Origin of the sequence: Brachyspira hampsonii 30446 (genome assembly GCF_000316195.1) — a bacterium.
In the GTDB taxonomy this organism is placed as follows: domain Bacteria; phylum Spirochaetota; class Brachyspiria; order Brachyspirales; family Brachyspiraceae; genus Brachyspira; species Brachyspira hampsonii_C.
Map to the genome: position 1 here is coordinate 50,209 of NZ_JH994110.1, position 21,249 is coordinate 71,457.

Annotated in this window: 15 protein-coding genes; 4 read left to right on the top strand and 11 right to left on the bottom strand. The window is 28.2% G+C overall.

Annotated elements, in window-relative coordinates; genetic code table 11:
* Window positions 1-290: 290 nt before the first annotated feature.
* Window positions 291-1,685: an MATE family efflux transporter gene (locus A966_RS00420; RefSeq protein WP_008721312.1), complete on the bottom strand. Its 1,395-nt coding sequence runs from the start codon at window positions 1,683-1,685 to the stop codon at window positions 291-293.
* A 242-nt stretch (window positions 1,686-1,927) separates the two neighbouring features.
* Between A966_RS00420 and A966_RS00425 the strand changes: the two genes are divergently transcribed.
* The 3 genes from A966_RS00425 (at window position 1,928) to A966_RS00435 (ending at window position 4,204) form a co-directional block, all read left to right on the top strand.
* Window positions 1,928-2,515 (top strand): CarD family transcriptional regulator, encoded by a 588-nt coding sequence (locus tag A966_RS00425; protein WP_008721315.1) that lies wholly within the window; start codon window positions 1,928-1,930, stop codon window positions 2,513-2,515.
* A gap of 63 nt (window positions 2,516-2,578) precedes the next feature.
* Window positions 2,579-3,577 (top strand): PIN/TRAM domain-containing protein, encoded by a 999-nt coding sequence (locus tag A966_RS00430; protein ID WP_008721318.1) that lies wholly within the window; start codon window positions 2,579-2,581, stop codon window positions 3,575-3,577.
* Window positions 3,578-3,583: 6 nt separating this feature from the next.
* On the top strand, window positions 3,584-4,204 hold the full coding sequence (locus A966_RS00435; protein ID WP_008721320.1) for a cyclase family protein: 621 nt from the start codon (window positions 3,584-3,586) through the stop codon (window positions 4,202-4,204).
* Window positions 4,205-4,256: 52 nt separating this feature from the next.
* Here A966_RS00435 and A966_RS00440 read toward each other — a convergent pair whose 3' ends face one another.
* The 5 genes from A966_RS00440 to A966_RS00460 all read right to left on the bottom strand — a co-directional run bounded on the left by A966_RS00440 (window position 4,257) and on the right by A966_RS00460 (window position 8,814).
* Complete coding sequence (locus A966_RS00440) at window positions 4,257-4,898, bottom strand: hypothetical protein (RefSeq protein ID WP_039955472.1); 642 nt, start codon at window positions 4,896-4,898, stop codon at window positions 4,257-4,259.
* Between the two features lie 1,326 nt (window positions 4,899-6,224).
* On the bottom strand, window positions 6,225-6,779 hold the full coding sequence (locus A966_RS00445) for a 2-oxoacid:acceptor oxidoreductase family protein (protein WP_008721324.1): 555 nt from the start codon (window positions 6,777-6,779) through the stop codon (window positions 6,225-6,227).
* Between the two features lie 12 nt (window positions 6,780-6,791).
* Window positions 6,792-7,526, bottom strand: coding sequence for a thiamine pyrophosphate-dependent enzyme (locus A966_RS00450; protein WP_008721325.1), 735 nt, complete (start codon window positions 7,524-7,526; stop codon window positions 6,792-6,794).
* Window positions 7,523-8,581, bottom strand: coding sequence for a 3-methyl-2-oxobutanoate dehydrogenase subunit VorB (gene vorB, locus A966_RS00455; protein WP_008721327.1), 1,059 nt, complete (start codon window positions 8,579-8,581; stop codon window positions 7,523-7,525). The genes A966_RS00450 and vorB overlap by 4 nt, the downstream gene beginning before the upstream one ends.
* Window positions 8,581-8,814: a 4Fe-4S dicluster domain-containing protein gene (locus tag A966_RS00460; protein WP_008721330.1), complete on the bottom strand. Its 234-nt coding sequence runs from the start codon at window positions 8,812-8,814 to the stop codon at window positions 8,581-8,583. The genes vorB and A966_RS00460 overlap by 1 nt, the downstream gene beginning before the upstream one ends.
* 227 nt (window positions 8,815-9,041) lie before the next feature.
* On the opposite strand from A966_RS00460, the gene A966_RS00465 reads away from it, so the two are divergent.
* The gene (locus A966_RS00465; protein ID WP_008721332.1) at window positions 9,042-11,444 is read left to right on the top strand and encodes a tetratricopeptide repeat protein; all 2,403 of its coding nucleotides are present in this window, start codon (window positions 9,042-9,044) and stop codon (window positions 11,442-11,444) included.
* 2,374 nt (window positions 11,445-13,818) lie between these two features.
* On the opposite strand, the gene A966_RS00470 is transcribed toward A966_RS00465, so the two are convergent.
* From A966_RS00470 to A966_RS00490, 5 genes are all read right to left on the bottom strand, one after another.
* Window positions 13,819-15,219 carry an L-cystine transporter gene (locus tag A966_RS00470; RefSeq protein ID WP_008721334.1) on the bottom strand — a complete coding sequence of 467 codons (1,401 nt, stop codon included), beginning with the start codon at window positions 15,217-15,219 and terminating at the stop codon, window positions 13,819-13,821.
* A 304-nt stretch (window positions 15,220-15,523) separates the two neighbouring features.
* Window positions 15,524-16,030: a hypothetical protein gene (locus tag A966_RS00475; protein WP_008721337.1), complete on the bottom strand. Its 507-nt coding sequence runs from the start codon at window positions 16,028-16,030 to the stop codon at window positions 15,524-15,526.
* A 3-nt stretch (window positions 16,031-16,033) separates the two neighbouring features.
* On the bottom strand, window positions 16,034-17,455 hold the full coding sequence (locus tag A966_RS00480) for an AAA family ATPase (RefSeq protein WP_008721340.1): 1,422 nt from the start codon (window positions 17,453-17,455) through the stop codon (window positions 16,034-16,036).
* 167 nt (window positions 17,456-17,622) lie between these two features.
* Window positions 17,623-19,887 (bottom strand): thiamine pyrophosphate-dependent enzyme, encoded by a 2,265-nt coding sequence (locus A966_RS00485; RefSeq protein WP_008721343.1) that lies wholly within the window; start codon window positions 19,885-19,887, stop codon window positions 17,623-17,625.
* 14 nt (window positions 19,888-19,901) lie between these two features.
* Entirely contained in the window at window positions 19,902-20,936 is a 1,035-nt protein-coding gene (locus tag A966_RS00490) for a 2-oxoacid:acceptor oxidoreductase family protein (RefSeq protein WP_008721345.1), read from the bottom strand.
* Window positions 20,937-21,249: the final 313 nt, after the last annotated feature.

Consider the following 21,249-nt stretch of genomic DNA (forward strand, 5'->3'; position numbering starts at 1 on the left):
ACCCCACCCTTTATTCTTTGTTATTTATATAAATAATTCTGTTTTTACTTTCTTTAATGCTTTATTATATATTTAAGCACCCACCCAAGCTATATTTAAATTTATTATGCTATTAAACGCACGCAAAGTGATATTAGAAATATAAAGTTTATTATTAATTTGAAGTAAATTTATAATAAAAATGCATTTAGCGTGCGCTTAGATATATTCTAAATGCAATTAGATTATTATAAAAAAGCATGCACTTTTAAAAGATAAAAATGCATGCTAGATTTATGATTTTTTAAATATTATACATTTGCATAAGCAGGTTCTGAATTATCTCTATTGTTTTCTTCTTCCAATGCTTTTTTCTTCATTTTCTTATAAATATAAATATACATAACTGTAGCCAATGCCACACTTACAATATCCGCTATAGGCTGAGACCATATAATACCATTTATGCCAAATAATTTAGTACCTATAAGTATTGTTGGTATAAATGCTATACCTTGTCTGCTTAAAGAAAGTATAAGAGAAGGTATAGATTTTCCTAATGCTTGGAATGTAGACATAAATACAAATTGAAATCCTATAATAGGAGCTATAGCATAACTTGCTACTAAAAATTTCACTCCGTAATCAATAACCTCTTCATTATTAATAAATACTGCTACAGACAATCTTCCGAATATTAGTGAAAGCCCTAAAAGTAAACATCCTATTATTACACTTACAACACATGATAACTTGATAGCGGCATTCATTCTTTTATAGTTTTTAGAAGCAAAGTTATAACCTACAAAAGGCTGAAGACCTTGAGAAAGCCCTATAAATACAAGTACAACAAGCATAAATATCCTCTGAGCTACTCCAAGTCCTGCTACTACATTGTCGCTGTATCCTGCAGCAAAATTATTGATAAGAACATTTGATGCACTCATAAGTATATTATTTATAGAAACAGGTATGCCTATAGCAAATACATTAGAAAGTATATCTTTATGCAAAGAAAAATCTTTAAAATGTATTGATAGGAAAGATTTTTTTCTTAATATATGATATATATAGTAGAAAGTAGAGCATGCATTACCTATTATTGTAGCAAGAGCAGCACCTGCAACCCCCATCTCCATATAAAGTATCATTATAGGATCTAATACTATATTAACTACAGTACCTATCATCATACCAATCATAGCCTCTTTTGAAGCTCCTTCAGAGCGTACAATCTGTCCCATAGCCATTTGATTTACTACAAAAGGTGCCCCAAACGCTACTATTACTAAATAATCTTTAGAAAATTGATAAGTATTAGGGCTTGCACCTGATATTTTTAGTATATCCTTCATAAAAATCAAATATACAGCCATAGAAATAAATCCTATTATAATGCTTGCATAAAATGAAAAAGAAGAAATCTTTTTTACACTATCATAATCTTTTAATCCTAATTTTCTTGATATATAAGATCCTCCGCCTATACCAAAAATGTTACCAAAAGCCATAAGAAGTAAATATATAGGCATACAAAGTGATACAGCAGCCACCTGATTAGGATCTCCTGTTTGTCCTACGAAAAAAGTATCTACCATATTATAAAAAACATTTACTAACATTCCTAATATAGTTGGAAGTGCTAGCGTCATTAGAGCTTTATGTACAGGATAATTTTCAAACAATTCTATTTTTTGATCTGTCATGTGTTAGTACCTCCTTTTATTATCATCAATATATAGTATACTATATATTTAAATATATCAAGCTATATATATGTAAATTTTATCAGTTTATTCATCGAGCATATAATAAATCTTTTATTTAATCATACAAACACAACATCACTACTGTAATAAAATACTTGATTTTTTATAATTTTAACATATAATATGATGAGGTATATTATTATATTTTTTCATAATAAACTATTAATAAAAAGGCTGATATGTATAAATTGAATACTTATGTTGTATACCCTATGTATGGTATATGTAAAGTTATGGGTATATCAAATAACAAAGTTAATTCTAATCTTGTAGAATGTTATGTTTTAGAATGCGAAAGTGAAAATATTACATTAAAAGTGCCTATAAATAGAGTTAAAGAATATCGTATAAGAAAGATTATATCTAAATCAGAAGCTGATAATCTTTTAAATATATTGCAGACAAAACCTCATGATATAGAAAATAATTGGAAAATAAGATATCAGGAAAATGAGGAAAAACTTAGAAGCGGAGATATCAAAGATACAATAGAGGTGGCAAGAAGTTTATTCACAAGAAACAAACTTAAAGAACTTTCAGCAAGCGAAAAGCGTCTATATGAAAAAGCATATATGTTTATAGTTAATGAAATTAGTATCGCTTTAAAAAAAGATAGAGATGAAATAGAAGATATAGTATCAAATGCTTTGGAAAAATCCGCAAAAAAATTCAAAACTAAGCCTTTAGAAAAAGAGAAGGTTGTTAAAGAAGAAAAAGAAACCGCTAAAAACGGAAAAAGAAAGAAAAAAGATATTTCTAAAGAATAATAATTTATCTAGTTTATTACATTAAAAATATAATATGCGTATAAATAAAAGTAAGGGGAAATTATGTGGAGAGTAGTATATTTTGTGTTATCTTGTATAGTGCTGGCTTTAGATTATTTTATACTAAAACATTTTAATTATAAGACATTAACAGTATTTATAATAAGTGCAGTATTGGTATTTTTATTTGAATTAATGTTTATTAGAAAGAAATCTTCTAAAATTATATTAGCTTTTTTTATATCATTCTTTCTAACATTAATTACTGTACTTTTGACTATAACTACTATTAATATTGTAGGAATATCATTATCATTAAATGAAAAATTAATTATTCTTTTTATAGAGGGATATTTAATTTTTGGTATTATTATAGCTTTTATACCAAGCATATCAAATATGTTTAAACTTACAAATAAAGATAAAATGAAAACTTCAAAGATATTGGATACTTCTGTTATAGTAGACGGAAGAATATATGATATTGCTGAAAAAAAATTTTTTGACGGACTTCTTATACTGCCTGAGTTTGTTATAAAAGAAGTGCAGTTTTTAAGTGATGCAAGAGATCCTCAGAAAAGAATAAGAGGAAGAAGGGCTTTAGAGATATTAAATAAAATGAAATCTTCTAAGAATATACTTCTTTCTATAACTGATATAGATTTTCCTAATATAAAAGAGGTGGATCTAAAACTTATAGAACTTGCAAAAAAAATGGATGCTAAAGTAATAACAAATGATTTTAATTTGATGAAAGTGGCATCTATACATGAAGTGGACATATTAAATATTAATGATTTAGCCAATTCTCTTCATGTCGTTGTTTTGCCGGGTGAGACTATAAATATAGATCTTATAAGAGAAGGAAAAGATAAACAGGCTTTAGGATATTTAGAAGACGGAACTATGATAGTAGTTGATAATGCCAAACATCTAATAGGGAAAAATGTTGAAATAGAAATAGATAATGTACTTCCTAAAGAAGCAGGAAGAGTAATATTTGCCTCTCTTGCAAACTCTAAAAATAATAATAAAAAAAGACATGATAATAAACAGAATTAAAAAAATATGATAATAGACCTTTCAGCTGAAATATATAACAATATGCCTCATTATCCTGATGATATTGATGTGAAAATTTCAGCTGAAAACTATAAATATTTTAATATCACAAATATATCTATGTGCGTGCATACTGCAACTCATATTGATACTCCTCTTCATTGCATAAAAAGTAAAGACTCTACGGCTAGTATAGATTTAAATTATTTTATTGGAAATGCCTATTGTATTGATATAATACCGGATAAAGATAATAAAATAAATTTTAATGATAATTTCAATTTTGATATAATAAAAGAATGCAGTATACTTCTTATTAATACATATTGGCATAATAATATCAATACAGAAAACTATTATAAAAATTTTCCATATTTAAGTGAAAGTTTTGCTTATAAATTGATAGATTTAAAAATAAAAACTATAGGAATAGATACTCCTTCAGTAGATTCAATTTCAAATAATAATTTAATACATAATACTCTATTTTCTAATGATATATGTATTATAGAAAATCTTACGAATTTAGAAAAACTAACTAATAAAAAATTCTTTTTTAGTGCAGCACCTTTAAAAATCAGAAACTGTGAAGGATCTCCTGTAAGAGCTTATGCTATTATAGATTAATATAAAAAACCATGACTAATAAATAAGCATGGTTTTTATTTTTTCAATTTCACTAGAATCTTATTCCTATTTGTCCGCCTATATCAAGAGCTCCTGTCTTAATTTTAGGAGAACTTTCTTTATATTCAAGCAGAGGAAAATCATAAGATAAATAAACTCCTAAAGTTACATTATAAAGAAGTAAAAAGTCCAAACTTGCTTTAAGATAAGGTATATAGCAATTATAAAATTTATCCTGTAATTGTTTTAGATTATATTGTTCTGTAATTTCACTGCCACTGTTTTCTTTAGAATAGCTGCTTCCTCCGAGAGGAAATTTCACTCCTGCTCCGACACCTATAGACATAAATAATATATCTATTTTAGGCATAATACCTACAAATAAACTATCGAAAGTAACATTACCCTTAGACAAATCTGATTTATAAGCAAATACATCTCTCTGATATCCTAAATCTAATGATATTCCAAGAGATAAAATACTCAAATCAAAATAATAATTAGGTTTAAGATGAACTCCGAATTCAAAACCTCCGTCTGGCTTTATTGTTTGGCTTTGTTTTCCATCTTCAAGATAAAAACCTATTCCAGCTCCCAAAGGAACAGTCAAATCAACGCCAAAACCGCTTTTTGCCATAAGATTTGCACTGATAGTTGTTATTAATATTACAGTTAGCAATAAATTTTTTTTCATATTATTAATACTCTCTTTATTAAAATAAAATTGATTCTCTTCATAAGATATAAATATTTTATTTTTTTTCAACTATTATTTATTTAATAATGATAATAATTTTTAGTGTAACATCAAATTATAAAAACAAGTTTAGATTTCAATTAACGCACGGTTAATAAAATTTATAATATAATGAAATTTGCATTATAGATAGGTTTATATTTTAAGTTTTATTCTGCGTGCGGTAAATATGCTGTAAATTAAAAAAAAACTTGGGTGGGCAGCTAAAATTGCAAAATAAAATAAAGAAGAAATAAAGTATAAAAATGACAGTATTAAATAAAAAGCCTAGAGGGTGGGAATTAGAATAAATCCAAAAATTTAAAAACTTTTTCTCGCTACCCGCCCTTTAGAGTTTAATACTTTACTTTGAATTTTAGCTTCATATTGTTTTGTTATTTAAATAACATCTGTTAGAACCCGCCAAAGTATATTAGACCTGTTGCAATTTTGTACATACATATAGTGATATTATACATAATAAATATAAAAATAATATTTATAGTTTTAATAATTGGGGCTTTGCCTACGAAGTACACATTCGTGCCAAACCCCACTTCTTTTGCCGAATAGGCACCTACTCGGTGGTGACCCAAAGAAGCAAAAAGACTGCATTTTTATATCTTATTTATATAAAGTTATATTACATTTAAAACAAAAAATACTATATAAATTACTGTAAATAAAATCATATCCTATATTTTTAAGTTAACTGTATAAATTTACAAAATTGCAACAGGTCTATTTTAAATTTGTAGTCTATCCACCGCACGGTAAATGAAATTATAAAATATAAATTAATTAACAATACGATTTTTATTAAGTTTCAAAATTTGTTCTGCGTGCGTTGTAAAGATTAAAAACCTAATAAAAACCTGGGTGGAAGTTAATAAATGAAAATAAAATATAAAGGCAAATAAAATTTTTATTACAAAATAAAATAAAATAATAAGCCTATAGGATGGGAATTAGTAAAAGTCAAAAAAATTTAAAAACTTTTTTCTCTCTCCCCGCCCTTTAGAGTTTAATACTTTACTTTGAATTTTAGCTTCATATTGTTTTGTTATTTAAATAACATCTGTTAGCACCCGACCAAGTGTCGATTAGATTTAAAAATTAGTTTAACGCATGATAAGCGAATATAAATAATATAATTTGATTATTAATTATAGTGAAATTCATTGAAAGGATTTATTAAACATGCGATGCTTGATTTATATAAAAAACCTCTGCACTTTTATAAGTACAGAGATTTAAAGTTTGTTATTTTTTAATTTATATAATTTAAGAAACTAAATTTTGAACAGCATCTCGTCCTGCATTAAGAGCCTTTTCATTACTAGGTAAAAACTCTTTTTTTCGTTCGCCGAATACTTTTAAAAATGCCTGCTGTACACTGTCGAATGATACCACATTATGAAGCGTAAGCAAAGCACCAAGCATTACCATATTTGCTGATTTTGGATTTCCTATTTCACCTGCAATTTTATTAGCTTCAACATAAGCTACTTTTATATCGTCTCTTGATGCCTTTTTATCTATAAGAGATGAGTTTATAAGCAGTATACCATTAGGTAAAATATCCTTTTCAAATTTAGTAAGCGAAGGAAGATTCATTATTACAGCAGAATTAGCATCATGAGAAATTATAGGAGATCCGACAAGTTCATCGCTTATGACAACAGAACAGTTAGCAGTTCCTCCTCTCATTTCAGGACCATAAGAAGGACACCAAGTAACATGTTTATTTTCAATCATTCCAGCATAAGCTATCATCTGTCCCATAGACATAACACCCTGACCGCCAAAACCTGCAAAAATTATTCTCTCTGTACTCATAAATACTCCTTTTTAAGCATCATTTCTAAAATTGCCGAGCGGATAATGAGGTATCATATAATCTCTTATCCATTTATGCGAATCTGTAGGAGATATACCCCAGTTGGTAGTACAGCTAGTAAGCATCTCTACTATAGAAAAACCTTTTCCAGCAATCTGATTTTCAAAAGCCTTTTTAGCGGCCATTTTAGCCTTTCTAATATTAGCAGGACTATCTAAAGAAACCCTCTCTACAAAAGTGGCACCTTCTATAGTAGCAAGCATCTCGCATACTCTTATAGGTTTGCCAGCTTTATGAAAATCTCTTCCAGCCTGAGTTGTTGTAGTTCTTTGACCTTCCAAAGTAGTAGGAGCCATCTGACCGCCTGTCATACCATAAATGGCATTATTCAAAAATATTACAGTGATATTTTCAGAACGTGCTGCTGCATGTATTATTTCAGCCGTACCAATAGCAGCTAAATCTCCGTCTCCTTGAAGTGTGAAAACTACACTGTCTGGAATGGCTCTCTTTATACCAGTAGCAACAGCCGGAGCTCTTCCATGTGCTGCCTGCTGCATATCGCATGAAAAATATTTATATGCAAGTACAGAACATCCTACAGAAGCTATACCAACTGTTTTCTCCAATACGCCAAGTTCTTCTACACATTCAGCTATTATTCTCTGAGCAGTACCATGCATACAGCCAGGACAATAATGTGTCCTAGCATCGCTCAATCCTCTTGACTTTTCAAATACTATCATATTAAACCTCCTGCCAAACTTATAACATTATCCATTATCTCATGAGCAGTAGGTACTAATCCCCCAGCCTTTCCATAAAATTTAACAGGAACTTTACACTCTATTGCAAGCTTTATATCATCAATCATCTGACCCATACTCATCTCAATACTTACATACATTTTGCAATTTGGATTATCAAATGCTTTAACCGGAAAAGGCCATAAAGTTTGAGGACGAATCATACCAACTTTCTTGCCTTCTTCTCTAAACTTATCAACAACCCCTCTTACAACTCTGGACATAGTGCCATAAGAAACAAATATAAGTTCAGCATCATCTGTAAAGTATTTTTCTGCTCTTGCTTCTTTTTCCTTTATTTCATCATATTTTTTCTGTAAATGTATATTATGCTCATAAAGTAATTCAGGCTCTAAATACAAAGAGTTAATTATATTATTCTTTTCTCTTTTTCCTCTCTTTCCGCAAGCAGCCCAAGTCTTTTCTTTTATCTCATATTTAGGCTTATAAATAATCTCAACAGGCTCCATCATCTGACCTATATATCCGTCGGCAGCAACATAAACAGGAGTTCTATAATGATCTGCTATATCAAAAGCTTCCATTATCATATCAGCAGCCTCCTGTAAATTGGCAGGTGCTAAAACAGGGCAATTATAATCCCCATCTCCTCCTCCTCTAGTCATCATATTATAATCACTTTGAGAAGGCTGTATACTTCCAAGTCCAGGTCCGCCTCTCATAACATTAAGTATTACCGCAGGCACTTCAGATCCTGCAAGATATGATATACCCTCCTGTTTTAAAGCTATACCCGGAGAAGAAGAAGAAGTCATAGCTCTCACTCCTGCTCCTCCTGCCCCATAAACCATATTAATTGCTGCAACCTCACTTTCTGCCTGCACAAATGCCCCTCCTGATTCATACATAGCTTTTGACATAAATTCAGGTATCTCATTCTGCGGTGTAATAGGATACCCAAAAAAACATTTACATCCTGCCGCAATAGCCGCACTAGCCATAGCCTCATTTCCTTTCATCAATGTTCTAGCCATTATTTACTCTCCTCTTTGTCTAGCCTTTCAACCATTATACATATATCCGGACACATCATTGCACAATTAGAACAGCCTATACATTTTTCCATATCAGTAACAGCTGCTGGATAATACCCCCAAGAATTCATATTTTCTTTATCTAAATACAGTATCTTAGTCGGACAAACCGATATGCAGTTAGAGCATCCTTTACATTGTTCTCTATCAATAGTAACTCTGCCTTTAGCCATATATCCTCCTTCATTGATATTAAACTTTAATATAATAAAAAATATTGGTACAATATTGTATATATTATATTCAAAAATATTCGTTTGTCAAAATTTAATATAAAAACTAAAATAAATCAATGAGTAATATTAACTATTATTTATGAATAATATTAACTATTATATATAGTAATTATTGTATTTTTGTATATAATTATAAAAGTAATGTATTATTGGAGTTATGGTTAATGAATATAGATGATAAAAGGAATATAGAAAGATTATTTGATTTGGGACATCATGCCTTCATAAGCAAAGATTATGAAAAATCAATAGAATATTTAAATGAAGTTATAGATATATACAATAAATATATTATTGCATATTCAGACAGCGAATTTATCATATACAGCAGTTCTTATGATAATGAAGATGATGAAGAAGGCAAAAATATAAGTGATGAAGAAATAAACAATACCCATGATACTTTAGTAGATGCATACTATAATAGAGGACTATCATATTTTAATTTGAAAAACTATGAGGAGGCTATTAAAGATTTTGATAAAGTTATAGAATTGTCTCCGGAAAAATCTAATGCATACTATAATAGAGGACATTCGAAATCATATTTGGGAAGATATGAAGAAGGGATTAAAGATTTCAAAAAGGTTCTTGAATTTAATGAAGATGATGCTGAAGCTATATACTATATAGGATTAGGATATTTTTATTGCGGAAAATATCAGGAAGCTATAAAAAACTTTGATATAGCTTTGCTGCTAGATGATGAAATTGATGATGCATACTATTATAGAGGGCATTCTAAAAGATATCTCAATATGTATGAAGAAGCATTATCTGATTTCAATAAAATTGTAGAATTAAGATATGATGACAGTGATTCATACTATTCCAAAGCTTTAACAGAATTTTTTCTAGGATTATATGAAGATGCAATTAATGATTTTAACAAGGCTATTGAATTGGATAATCATTTTTCTAATGCTTATTATTTTAGAGGGCTTACTAAAAACAGTTTAGAATTATATAAAGATGCTATGGACGATTACAAAAAGGCATTAGAATATGCAGATGATGAAAATATTATCAATATTTATAATGATATGGGGCTTCTTGAATATAAATTAGGAAATTATAGAGATGCTATTAATTATTATACTAAAATGATAGAAATTAATGATGATATATATTATTCATATTATAATAGAGCATTAGCTGAAGAATCTTTACAATTATATGAAGATGCATTAGAAGATTATAATAAGGCTATAGAATTAAATCCTGAAGATACTTATTCATATAATAATAGAGGGCTTATAAAAAATGAAATGCAGATGTATGATGAGGCATTGGAAGATTATAATAAAGCTATAGAGCTTGAGAAAGATGATGCTTATTTATACAATAATAGAGCTTTATTAAAAGGAAGAATGCATTTATATAAAGAGGCTATAGAAGATTTTGATAAAGCTATTTCAATATATGAAGGCGACAGTGAGTTTTATTATTATAGAGGACTTACTAGCTCATATTTAAATGAATTAGATGAAGCTTTAAAATATATAAATAAAGCTATAGAATTAGATCCTAAGTATATTAATGCATATAATGAACGGGGGCTTATAAATTATAGAAATAGCAATTATAATTCAGCCATTGAAGACTTCAAAAATGTAATAGAGCTTGATAATGAAAATGTATACGCTAATTATCATTTAGCTTTATCTTATGATGCTTTAGAAGAATATGAAACAGCTTTAAAATATTATGCAAGAGTTATTGAACTTGAGCCGAATACTCCTGATGCATTTTATAATAGGGCTTTAGCAGAAATTGAAATGGAATTATACCATGAAGCCATAGAAGATTTTTATAAAGTAATTGATATCGATAGTAATATAATAGATGCTTATTTCAATATAGGTATATGTTATGATTATTTAAAAGAATATCAAAAAGCTATTGAATGCTATACTAAAGTAATTGAAACTGATAATTATTCTATTGATGCTTATTATAACAGAGGATTAAGTAAAGTGGGGTTAAAACTTTATAATGAGGCTTATGAAGATTATATAAGAGCTTTGGAAATTAATCCTAAATATGCTAATGCTTATAATGGAATAGGTTTTTCAAAGACAAAATATTCTAACAATGAATTTAAAAACGGCAGTATTCAGAGAGCTATAGATTTACTTAGAGATGCTTTACTATATTATGAAAAAGGATTGGCATTAAAAATAGATGATAATTTAAATAATGCTTCTATTTATGACAGTATGGGATACAGTACAACTAAATTAGCTAATATATATATGTCAATGAAAGATTATGATAATGCTTATAAATATTATAATGATGCTTTATTATGTTTTAGAGAGGCTTTAAATTTAAATAGTAAGCATGCTTTAGCTAATAACAGCATAGCATACATATATATACAATTAGATAAAATGAATAATAAGTATAATATTTTTAATAAAGATGCGTATGAATATTTTTCTAATGCTTACAGTTTTGCCAAAAAAGATGATAAAAAATTAATAAAAAAATGTATTGTGTCCTTAGCTAAAGAAAAAATAAAAACTGCTGAAGAGTTTTGTATTAAAAATAATATAGAGTTTTAATTCGTATTAAAAATATAAATTAAATCTTATGTTAAATAAATTAAAAATCTAATAAAAACTTGGGCGGGTGCTTTAATTTCTAATTAATCTTTAAACATAAATAAGTTAAAAATTACATATTATAATCATAAAAGTAAAAGGGCGGGGTATGTAAATTAAGTTTTAAACTTTAATCACATTTGCCCACCCTTTAGGCTTTCAAACATTATCCGTAATTTCTAAATTATTTTTCTTTTTAATTTTCACATGTTATTTTAGCTTCCCACCTAAGTTTTAATTATATTTATGATTTTTTTTACCGCACGCAGAACAAATTTTGAAACTTAATAAAAATTGTACTTTTAATTAATTTATATTTTATAATTTCGTTTACCGTGCGGTGAATGGGCTATAAATTTAAAATATGCTTAGGCGGGTGCTAATAGATGTTGTTTAAATAACAAAATAATATAAAGCTTAAATTCAAACTAAAGTATTAAACTCTAAGGGGCGTGGAGCGAGAAAAAGTTTTTAATTTTTTTGCTTTATTTTAATTCCCACCCTCTAGGCTTTTTATTTAATACTGTCATTTTTGTACTTTATTTCTTTTTTATTTTATTCTGTAATTTTAGCTGCCCACTCAAGTTTTAATTAGGTTTTGAATCTTTACAACGCACGCAGAACTTACTTTTAAACATAGAAAAAATTGTATTGTTAATCGTTTTATAGTTTTTAATTCTTTTACCGTGCGGCGGATAGACTATAAATTTAAAATATGCTTGGGCGGGTACTAATAGATGTTGTTTAAATAACAAAACAATATAAAGCTTAAATTCAAAGTAAAGTATTAAACTCTAAGGGGCGTGGAGCGAGAAAAAGTTTTTAATTTTTTTGCTTTATTTTAATTCCCACCCTCTAGGCTTTTTATTTAATACTGTCATTTTTGTACTTTATTTATTTTTAATTTTCACATGTTATTTTAGCTGCCCACCCAAGTTTTAATTATATTTATGATTTTTTTACCGCACGCAGAACAAATTTTGAAACTTAATAAAAATTGTACTTTTAATTAATTTATATTTTATAATTTCGTTTACCGTGTGGTGAATGTACTATAAATTTAAATTCGCTTGGGCGGGTGCTAATAGATGTTGTTTAAATAACAAAATAATATAAAGCTTAAATTCAAAGTAAAGCTATAAAGTTTAAAGGGCGGGGAGCGAGAAAAGTTTTTAATTTTTTTGGCTTTATCCTAATTCCAACCCTATAGGCTTTTTATTTAATACCGTCATTTTTATACTTTATTTCTTCTTTATTTTATTCTGTAATTTTAGCTGCCCACCCAAGTTTTAATTAGGTTTTTGAATCTTTACAACTCACGCAAAATAGAATTAACAATATAGATTTATTTGTAATTCAAATTTCATTATATTATAAATTTTATTAACCGTGCGTTAAATAGTTTTTCAATTTATATAACACTTGGGCGGGTATCTTAATTTTTAATTATACTTAAAATATAATTGAAACTAAAATTCAAAATATAGTAATAAAGAATAAAGGGCGGGAAGAAAGAAAATGTTTTTAAATTTGTGGTTTTATTTTAATTCCCACCCTATAGGTTTATTATTTAATTCTGAAATTAAGATTTTATTTGTTTTTATACTTTATTCTAATTTATTAAATCCCACCCTAGTTTTTATTAGCTTTAAAACCTTCACAGCGCACGCATAACTTATTTTTTAACATAGAAAAAATTGTATTGTTAATCGTTTTATAATTTTTAATTCGTTTACCGTGCGGTAGATAGACTAAAAATTTAAATTAGCTTGGGCGGGTGCTAACAGATGTTATTTAAATTACAAAATAATATGAAGCTAAAATTCAAAATAAAATAATAAACTTTAAAGGTCGGGGAGCGAGAAAAGTTTTAATTTTTTGGATTTATTCTAATTCCCACCCTATAGGCTTATTGTTTTATCCTGTAATAAAAATTTTATTTGACTTTTTACTTTATTATGTATTTTAACTCCCACCCAAAATGTAATTAGGTTTAGAACTTCTTTAACGCCTCCAGAACAAATTTTGAAACTTAATTAAAATTGTACTGTTAATTAATTTATATTTTATAATTTCATTTACCATGCGGCTGATAGACTATAAATTTAAATTAGTTTGGGCGGGTATCTTAATTTTTAATTAGACTCAAAATATAATTGAAACTAAAATTCAAAATATAGTAATAAAGAATAAAGGGAGGGAAGCAAGAAAAAGTTTTTAAATTTTTGACTTTTACTAATTCCCATCTTAGTTTTATTTACTTAAATAATTTATACTAAAATAGGTATCCCAAAAAAGGAATACCTATTATTTGAAATATTGTAAAAAAACTATTCTACATAACTTCAGCTTCAGAAGAGTTTCTATCATTAGAATTGAACTTGTCCATATCTACTTCTTTGCATATTTTACCTGTAGCTGCTGCGGTAATCATTCCATCATTAACATTAAGCATAGTTCTGCCCATATCAATAAGCGGCTCTATTCCCAAGAGTATAGCAACTAATCCTACAGGAAAACCTAAAGCCGAAAGAGTTATCAAAGCAGCATTGGTAGCACCTCCTCCAACTCCAGCAATACCAAAACTTCCTATAGCAATTATTACAACTGCTTTTATAAGAAAAGCTGGTTCGAGCGGATTTATTCCCAAAGTAGGGGCTATCATAGCAATAACCATTGCAGGATAAATACCAGCACATCCGTTTTGCCCTATTGTAACAGCTAGCGAAGCAGACAAATTTGAAACGCCTTCAGATATTCCCATTTTATCTTTTAATGTAGAAACTGTTAGAGGTAAAGTTCCAGCACTTGTTCTAGATGAAAATGCAAATGCCAAAGTTGTAAATGCTTTAGTATAGTATTTTATAGGGTTATATCCGAATATTATAAGTATTATACTATGTACTATAAGCATAATTATTATGGCTACATAAGAAGCCAATAAGAATTGTCCTAATTGAGCAAATGCATTCAAATCACTAGTGGCCATAAATTTAGCCATAAGTGCTAATACTCCATAAGGAGTCAATTTCATTACAAATGCCACTATCTTCATTACAACATCATGCAAAGCCTGCATAATTTTCAAGAAAAACTCAAAAACATCTGGTTTTTTCTTTCTAATACCTAAAGCTGCACTTCCTACCAAAGCTGCAAAAAACACAACAGAAAGTGTAGGAGAACCTCCCATACCAGCTAAAGCAGCAAAAGGATTAGTAGGTATAATCTCCAATAGCTGCTGAGGCACAGGTCTTGAAGAAAACTGCTCTAATTTACCTTCATAGTTAGAGGCACCCTGAGAAATATCTCCTACTATAGATTGAAGTTTAGAAGCATCTAGCCCAAAACCTTTAGCTGTTAAAAATCCTACCAAAGCAGATATTCCTGTAGTTATCATCAATATGCCTATAATTATAATAGTCATTTTACCCAAGTTACTGCTACTGCCTTTTATATTAAGTAGTGCCATAGTAATAGAAACAAAAATTAAAGGCATAACCAGCATTTGAAGAAGTCTTACATAACCATTACCAACTACATTATACCAAACAATACTTTGATTTACTATTTCCATATTTGAGGAATAAACTGTTCTAAGTATAAATCCTAAAGCTAATCCTAAAACTAAAGCAGATAATACTCTGATAGTAAAATTCAAATGTTTTTTCTGCATAAAATACAATAGTCCTATTAAAACCAATAGCACTACAATGTTAATTACAACATAAAGTCCCATATATGATTACTTCCTTTTAATATTTTAATGCATTCTAATATAATATAGTTTTAAAAAAATTGATAGTATAAAACTAACTATGAATATATTTTATTTATTTTTTAATTGATAAAAAATAACAGATGACTTTACTATTAAAGATATAAAAATGCTATAATAAAATTTATAAAGCAATATATATAATAAAAAATTAATAGTCAATATTTATAGTAGTTTCATAATTATTTTTTCTATAATCATTATATTTTAATTTAATTATATTAAGTTTATTACTGTTAAAAAAATTATTTGGAATGGTATTTTTTTAATATATTTGACTTTGTTTCCAATTATCAATATCATACTTCATCCGTTTTTGCTTTGGAGTAATAAGTGTTGAAAGATTTTTAGTTAAACTACTGTCATCATAAAAAGAAACATATAAATCTATTTTATTAATATCTAAATGTAATGGAGATAATACTGTCATTATTCTTAAATATCCATTTATTAACTGATATGCTAATTTATTAATATTATTATCTGTTATAGCAGATTTCATCTCTATTATATCTAGTTTATATCCATTGATATTTTTAGAAATTAAAATAATATCCGATGATTTTCTAAATGATAAATGATTAAATTTATTATCTCCTTCAATATTTTTTATTAAAATACATTCATTATAAGGAATATTAATATTATATCTTACATCAATATTATCAATATTTTCATTATAAATAAACTTCCTACTATCTACAATATCAAAATTAAAAAAATCATTATAATATTTCTTTAGCTCTTCTATTTTTTTGTATAGCTCTATCATATTTTAATCGTCCAAATCTTCAATAAAATCCTCAAATTCTTCTGATGACTGCATTAAATATTTATGAAAGGTAGGAGCTTGAAATCCGTATTTACTTCCTTTTATTTCTGTTATTTCAGTAAATCCATCTTCTTTTACATCAAACTGATACATTCTCACTTTATCTTCTGAAATTAAATCATCTTCATCATAATTATATTTTTCCATCAATTCTTTTTTCACATCTTCTTTGTTATTATTTAATTTAATCATATTATTTATATGCTGAATAATAATATCGCTATGAGTAGTTATCATTACATTAATGCCAGAATTAATTAACTTTATGAAAAGCCTAGTTAATTGCTGCTGCAGCTTTGGATGCAGAGATATTTCAGGCTCTTCCATAAGTAATTTTCTTTTTATAAATCCATATTTCAAAAATAAATATAAAGGTGTCAATTCTGTTACAACAGCCGATGATAAATACATTTGAAACTCTAATTCTGTATTATCAGGTTTATAATATATATTCTTAGTTTCTTCATTTATCATTATCTTACCAAAGAGCATATTTTTCTCAATGAAATCTAACATTAAATATAACTTTTTTGTCATATGTTCAATATCGTTTTTTTGTTTTGATAATTCATCAAAATTATCTAAAAAGTCCATAATAGGTCTTGATAAATACTGATTATTTTTTTCAGCATATCTATCATACTTTGAAGCTCTTGCAGAAGCAGATATATCATTTCTTGATAATAAAAAACCAGTTCTTGATACAGGTAAAAATGTTTCCCTATTACTAAAAATAAATGGAATAAGACCATTATAAAAATAATTATTTATTATAAAATTAATTATTCCAATAATTATCATATTATAATTAATATCATCATTATTAAGCTCAAATCCTACTCCATATTTGACATTATTTTGTATTTGTACATGTATATAAAACTCATTAATTTCTTTATTGTTCTGAATTTTTTTAGATTTTTCAAATACAAATTTTATTTTATTATTATTAAATACTAATTTTATATTTTCTAATTTTATTTCATTATCAGAATTAAATATATAATTTATTACTTCATTAGAATATTTATTTAAAAGTAAATTGAATAATTCTATAAAAATTTCTATTTCCTCAAATGGCAATTCAACTTCTTTATCAAAATCTAAATTCTTAATATAATTTTCTATAATAGATTTTGCTTTTTTATATTCATATAATTCTTCAACATTTTTCTTATCTTTAAATATTATATTAATTATTATTGCTGTATATTTTATTAACCCATAAACTAAAGTCATTAAATAACTTTTTCCGCTATTGTTATCACCTATAAATAAAGTAAACGGAGATAATTCAATTTTAGCTTCTTTGATTTTCGCAAAATTTTTTACATATAGAGTTGGATATTTAATATTTTCAGACATAATTACTTTTAATACATTTTATTATTAATATTTTATAAAAAATTTTATCATATAATAATACTTTGTCAATGATTGGAATATAAAAAGATAAAAAATAACGGCTGCTAACCTTAAAGATTAACAACCGTTATCATATATAATCTTATTCTATTTCTAGCTTTTAACTATTATAGAAGAGGACTTTCATGCATAGCTTTTAAGCGATACCATCTTCTATCAACTTCTTTTTGGAATGCTTCAAGAAGGTCTGGGTGTTTAAGAAGGTGTTTAGTTTTACCCATCATTTTAAGCCATTCGCTAACAGGCTGTTTTTTATCATCAGCTACCATATTAGTAATAGTAGTAATACCATGTTCAGATTCATACAATGGGAAGAAACAGCAGTCAACAGCAGCTTTAATAACATCTTTACCCATATCATCAGGAGATTTCCAGTTTAATGGACAAGCAATAAGAAGTTTAACAAAAGCAGTACCATGATGATTAGCGTACCATTGAGCTTTAGCAGCTTTTTTAACCAAATCTAATGGATAAGCCTCACATCCAGTAGCAACATAAGGGATATGACATCCAGCAAATATTTGAGCTACATCTTTGTGATTGAATTGTTTACCCACTTCAGCTTTACCAACATTAGAAGTAGAAGTTCTGTGTCCTATAGGAGTAGAGAAAGATAATTGGTTACCAGTGTTCATATATCCTTCATTATCGTACTCTAATATAATCATTTTGTGATTTCTAATAGCAGCACCAATAGAAGGTCCCATACCTATGTCATGACCGCCGTCACCAGTAATCATTATGAAAGTAGGATCTTCTGGTCCTTCGATTTCACCTCTTCTTTTTCTCTCATGATACATTTCTACGATACCAGAAAGAGTAGCAGCACCGTTTTGGAATAAGTTGTGAACATAAGTAGTTCTGTAAGAGCTGTAAGGATAACCTGTAGTAACAACCATAGAACAGCCTGTATGTACTAAAAGAACAACTTCACCTTCAATACCTTTTAAGAAAGTATTAATACCAGAGAATATACCGCAGCCGTTACAAGCACCATGACCTTGAGCATAACGATAAGCTTTACCAGTTAATTCTCTAAGAGGCGGAACTTTAACATCAAGTTTATGAGTCTGTTCATTCATAGTAACAACGATACCAGATTTTTGGCTTTCCAAAGTAAGAGGTTCATGTATAGGTTTCATTTGAACATTAGGATCACCCATATATTGTTCTAAGTAAGAGTGTTTTACAACAGAACCAGGATTAGCTAATTCTTGTAAACCTAAATCAAACAATTCTTTAGCTTTTTCTAAAGTAAACTCAGTACCGCCAAGACCAAATACTCTATCTATAATAGAAGTTTTATTATTAGGATCATTTTTAAGAGCAGCTCTGATTTCAGTAGACATGTTACCGCCCATACCAGAATAAGTATCTTGTCTATCACCTACTACTACAACTTTAACATTAGTAAGTAATTTTTGTAATTCTTTTTCAGGGAAAGGACGAATTTGAGTAATAGCAAAAGCACCTATTTTAAGACTAGGATTAGCTTTTTTCATTTCATCAACAGCTAAAGTAAGAGTTTCATAAGCAGATCCGCAGATCATTACAGCTACATCTGCATCTTCCATATTATAAGTTTCTATAGGAGAGTATTTTCTTCCAGAGAAAGAAGCAAACTCTTCAAATACATCTAATATAATAGCACGAGAATCTTCTAAAGCCTGAGAAAGTTGTAATTTACTTCCTGTTAATTCATCTTCGTTCATGTAAGGTCCTATTGTAACAGGATTTTTTCCTGGTTCAATAGAAGTAACTTCAGGAGTATAAGTACCTAAGAAGTCTTGAACATCTTTATCATTTTTGAAAAGGTGAATTTTTTTCTTTTGGTGAGAAGTAAAGAAACCGTCAGAAGAAACTATAATAGGTAATTTAGCTCTTTCAGCGATTTTTAAAGCAAAGATATTGAAGTCATAAACCATCTGAGTAGTATGAGCCATAATGATAATCCAACCAGTGTTAAGAGCCATCATTATGTCAGATTGGTCACATTTAATATCTAATGGACCAGAAACTGTTCTGTTTACAACATTTAATACCATAGGGAATCTAGTACCTGATTGTACAGGTAATTGTTCCATAGCATAAAGAAGACCGTTAGCAGAAGTAGCATTGAATACTCTACCGCCTGCAGTAGTAGCACCATAACATATACCAGCTGCACCATGTTCACCATCACCAGGGATCATGCAAACAGTATGTCTTCCATTAGCTTTCATTTCATCCAAATACTCAGCAATCTGAGTAGAAGGAGTAATTGGGTAATAACCCATAACGTGATAATTGATTTGAGCGGCTGCAATGGCTGCTAATTCATTACCACTTTCAAGTATATTTTCTTGTTCAGCAAGATTATATTTGTTAGCCATTTATTCGCTCCTTATTATTTATTATAACGACTGTATGTAAGTTCTGGAACATTACATTCTGCTTCTACTTCTATTCTTAAAGCTTGATCTTCTTTAGCTAAAGCTTTAGGAGCATAAGGTCCTTTAGGGCAAGCTCTAACGCATTTCAAACAGCCTTTACAATATTGATAATCAATACCCATCATGTTCATAGCGATTTTATTAGGATCTTTTCTGTCTGGACCTTTTTCCCAAACAACACAAAGATCTGGACAAACTAATTCACATTGAGCACAATCAATACAGTTTTTAGGATTGAATACAGGAATATGACCGGTACGTGTTACTTGTAAATCTTTTAAAGTAGAGTTACCAGCTGCACTTATATAACCGCCTGTTAATTGGTTATTTTTACCGTATACAGGTTCTGGTTTTTTATAAGGTATATAAGGATATTTTCCGTCTGCAGGGAAATCTTTAACTACAGATTCGCTTCCGCCTTTTCTGAAAGCTTCAATATTAGGTTCTACTAATTCAGCTTTTTTACCGCCGAATTGTTTTCTAATTTGCTCTTCAAATTTAGCTGAATCTATGAAATCAAGCTGATTAACCATAGCACCCATGATGATAGTATTAGCTGCTTGTGAAGGAAGTTTTAAATCATTAGCGATTTTTATAGCATCAACACAAACTACTTTACCGCCATGAAGTTTAGCAAAGTCTCTTGCTTCATCTGGAGTTTTATTAGTATTGAAAATAACGATAGCATCTTCTTTAACACCTGCTAATGTTAGAGGATTTTTAAGAAGATTCATGTGGAACACTGCCACAACATGCGGTTCTTCTACTGTAGAGTTTACTCTAACTTCATTCTCAGAAAATCTTACGAAAGATTTTACTGGAGAACCTTTTTTTTCTGAACCATAACTAGAGAATGCAGCACCATAGAATCCTTGTGATAAAACGCCTACTTCTGCAAGCATTTTACCGGCACTATTAGCACCCATTCCGCCTATACTTTCGAGACGAATCTCGAAAAAGCCTAAATCATTGACTTTTGGGAGTTTCACGATTTTCTTCTCCTTTATTTAATTAAAATGAGATTTTGGGAATAAACATTAAAAGCATACTAAAATTTTATTAAATTAATATACTGTCAATGTTTATATATTGTACTATAAATAAGATAAAAGTCAAACTAATTATCATTATTTTAATAAATCATGTGTATATTTTTATTTAAAAAAGTATGTTCTATTTCTATAAAACTTAATAAACAAATGTATGATTAATAAAACATTTGACATACTATGTTTTAATTACTATACTATATGTAGTATAATAATTAATTTCACTATTAGTAATAAGAATTGAGCCTTATCC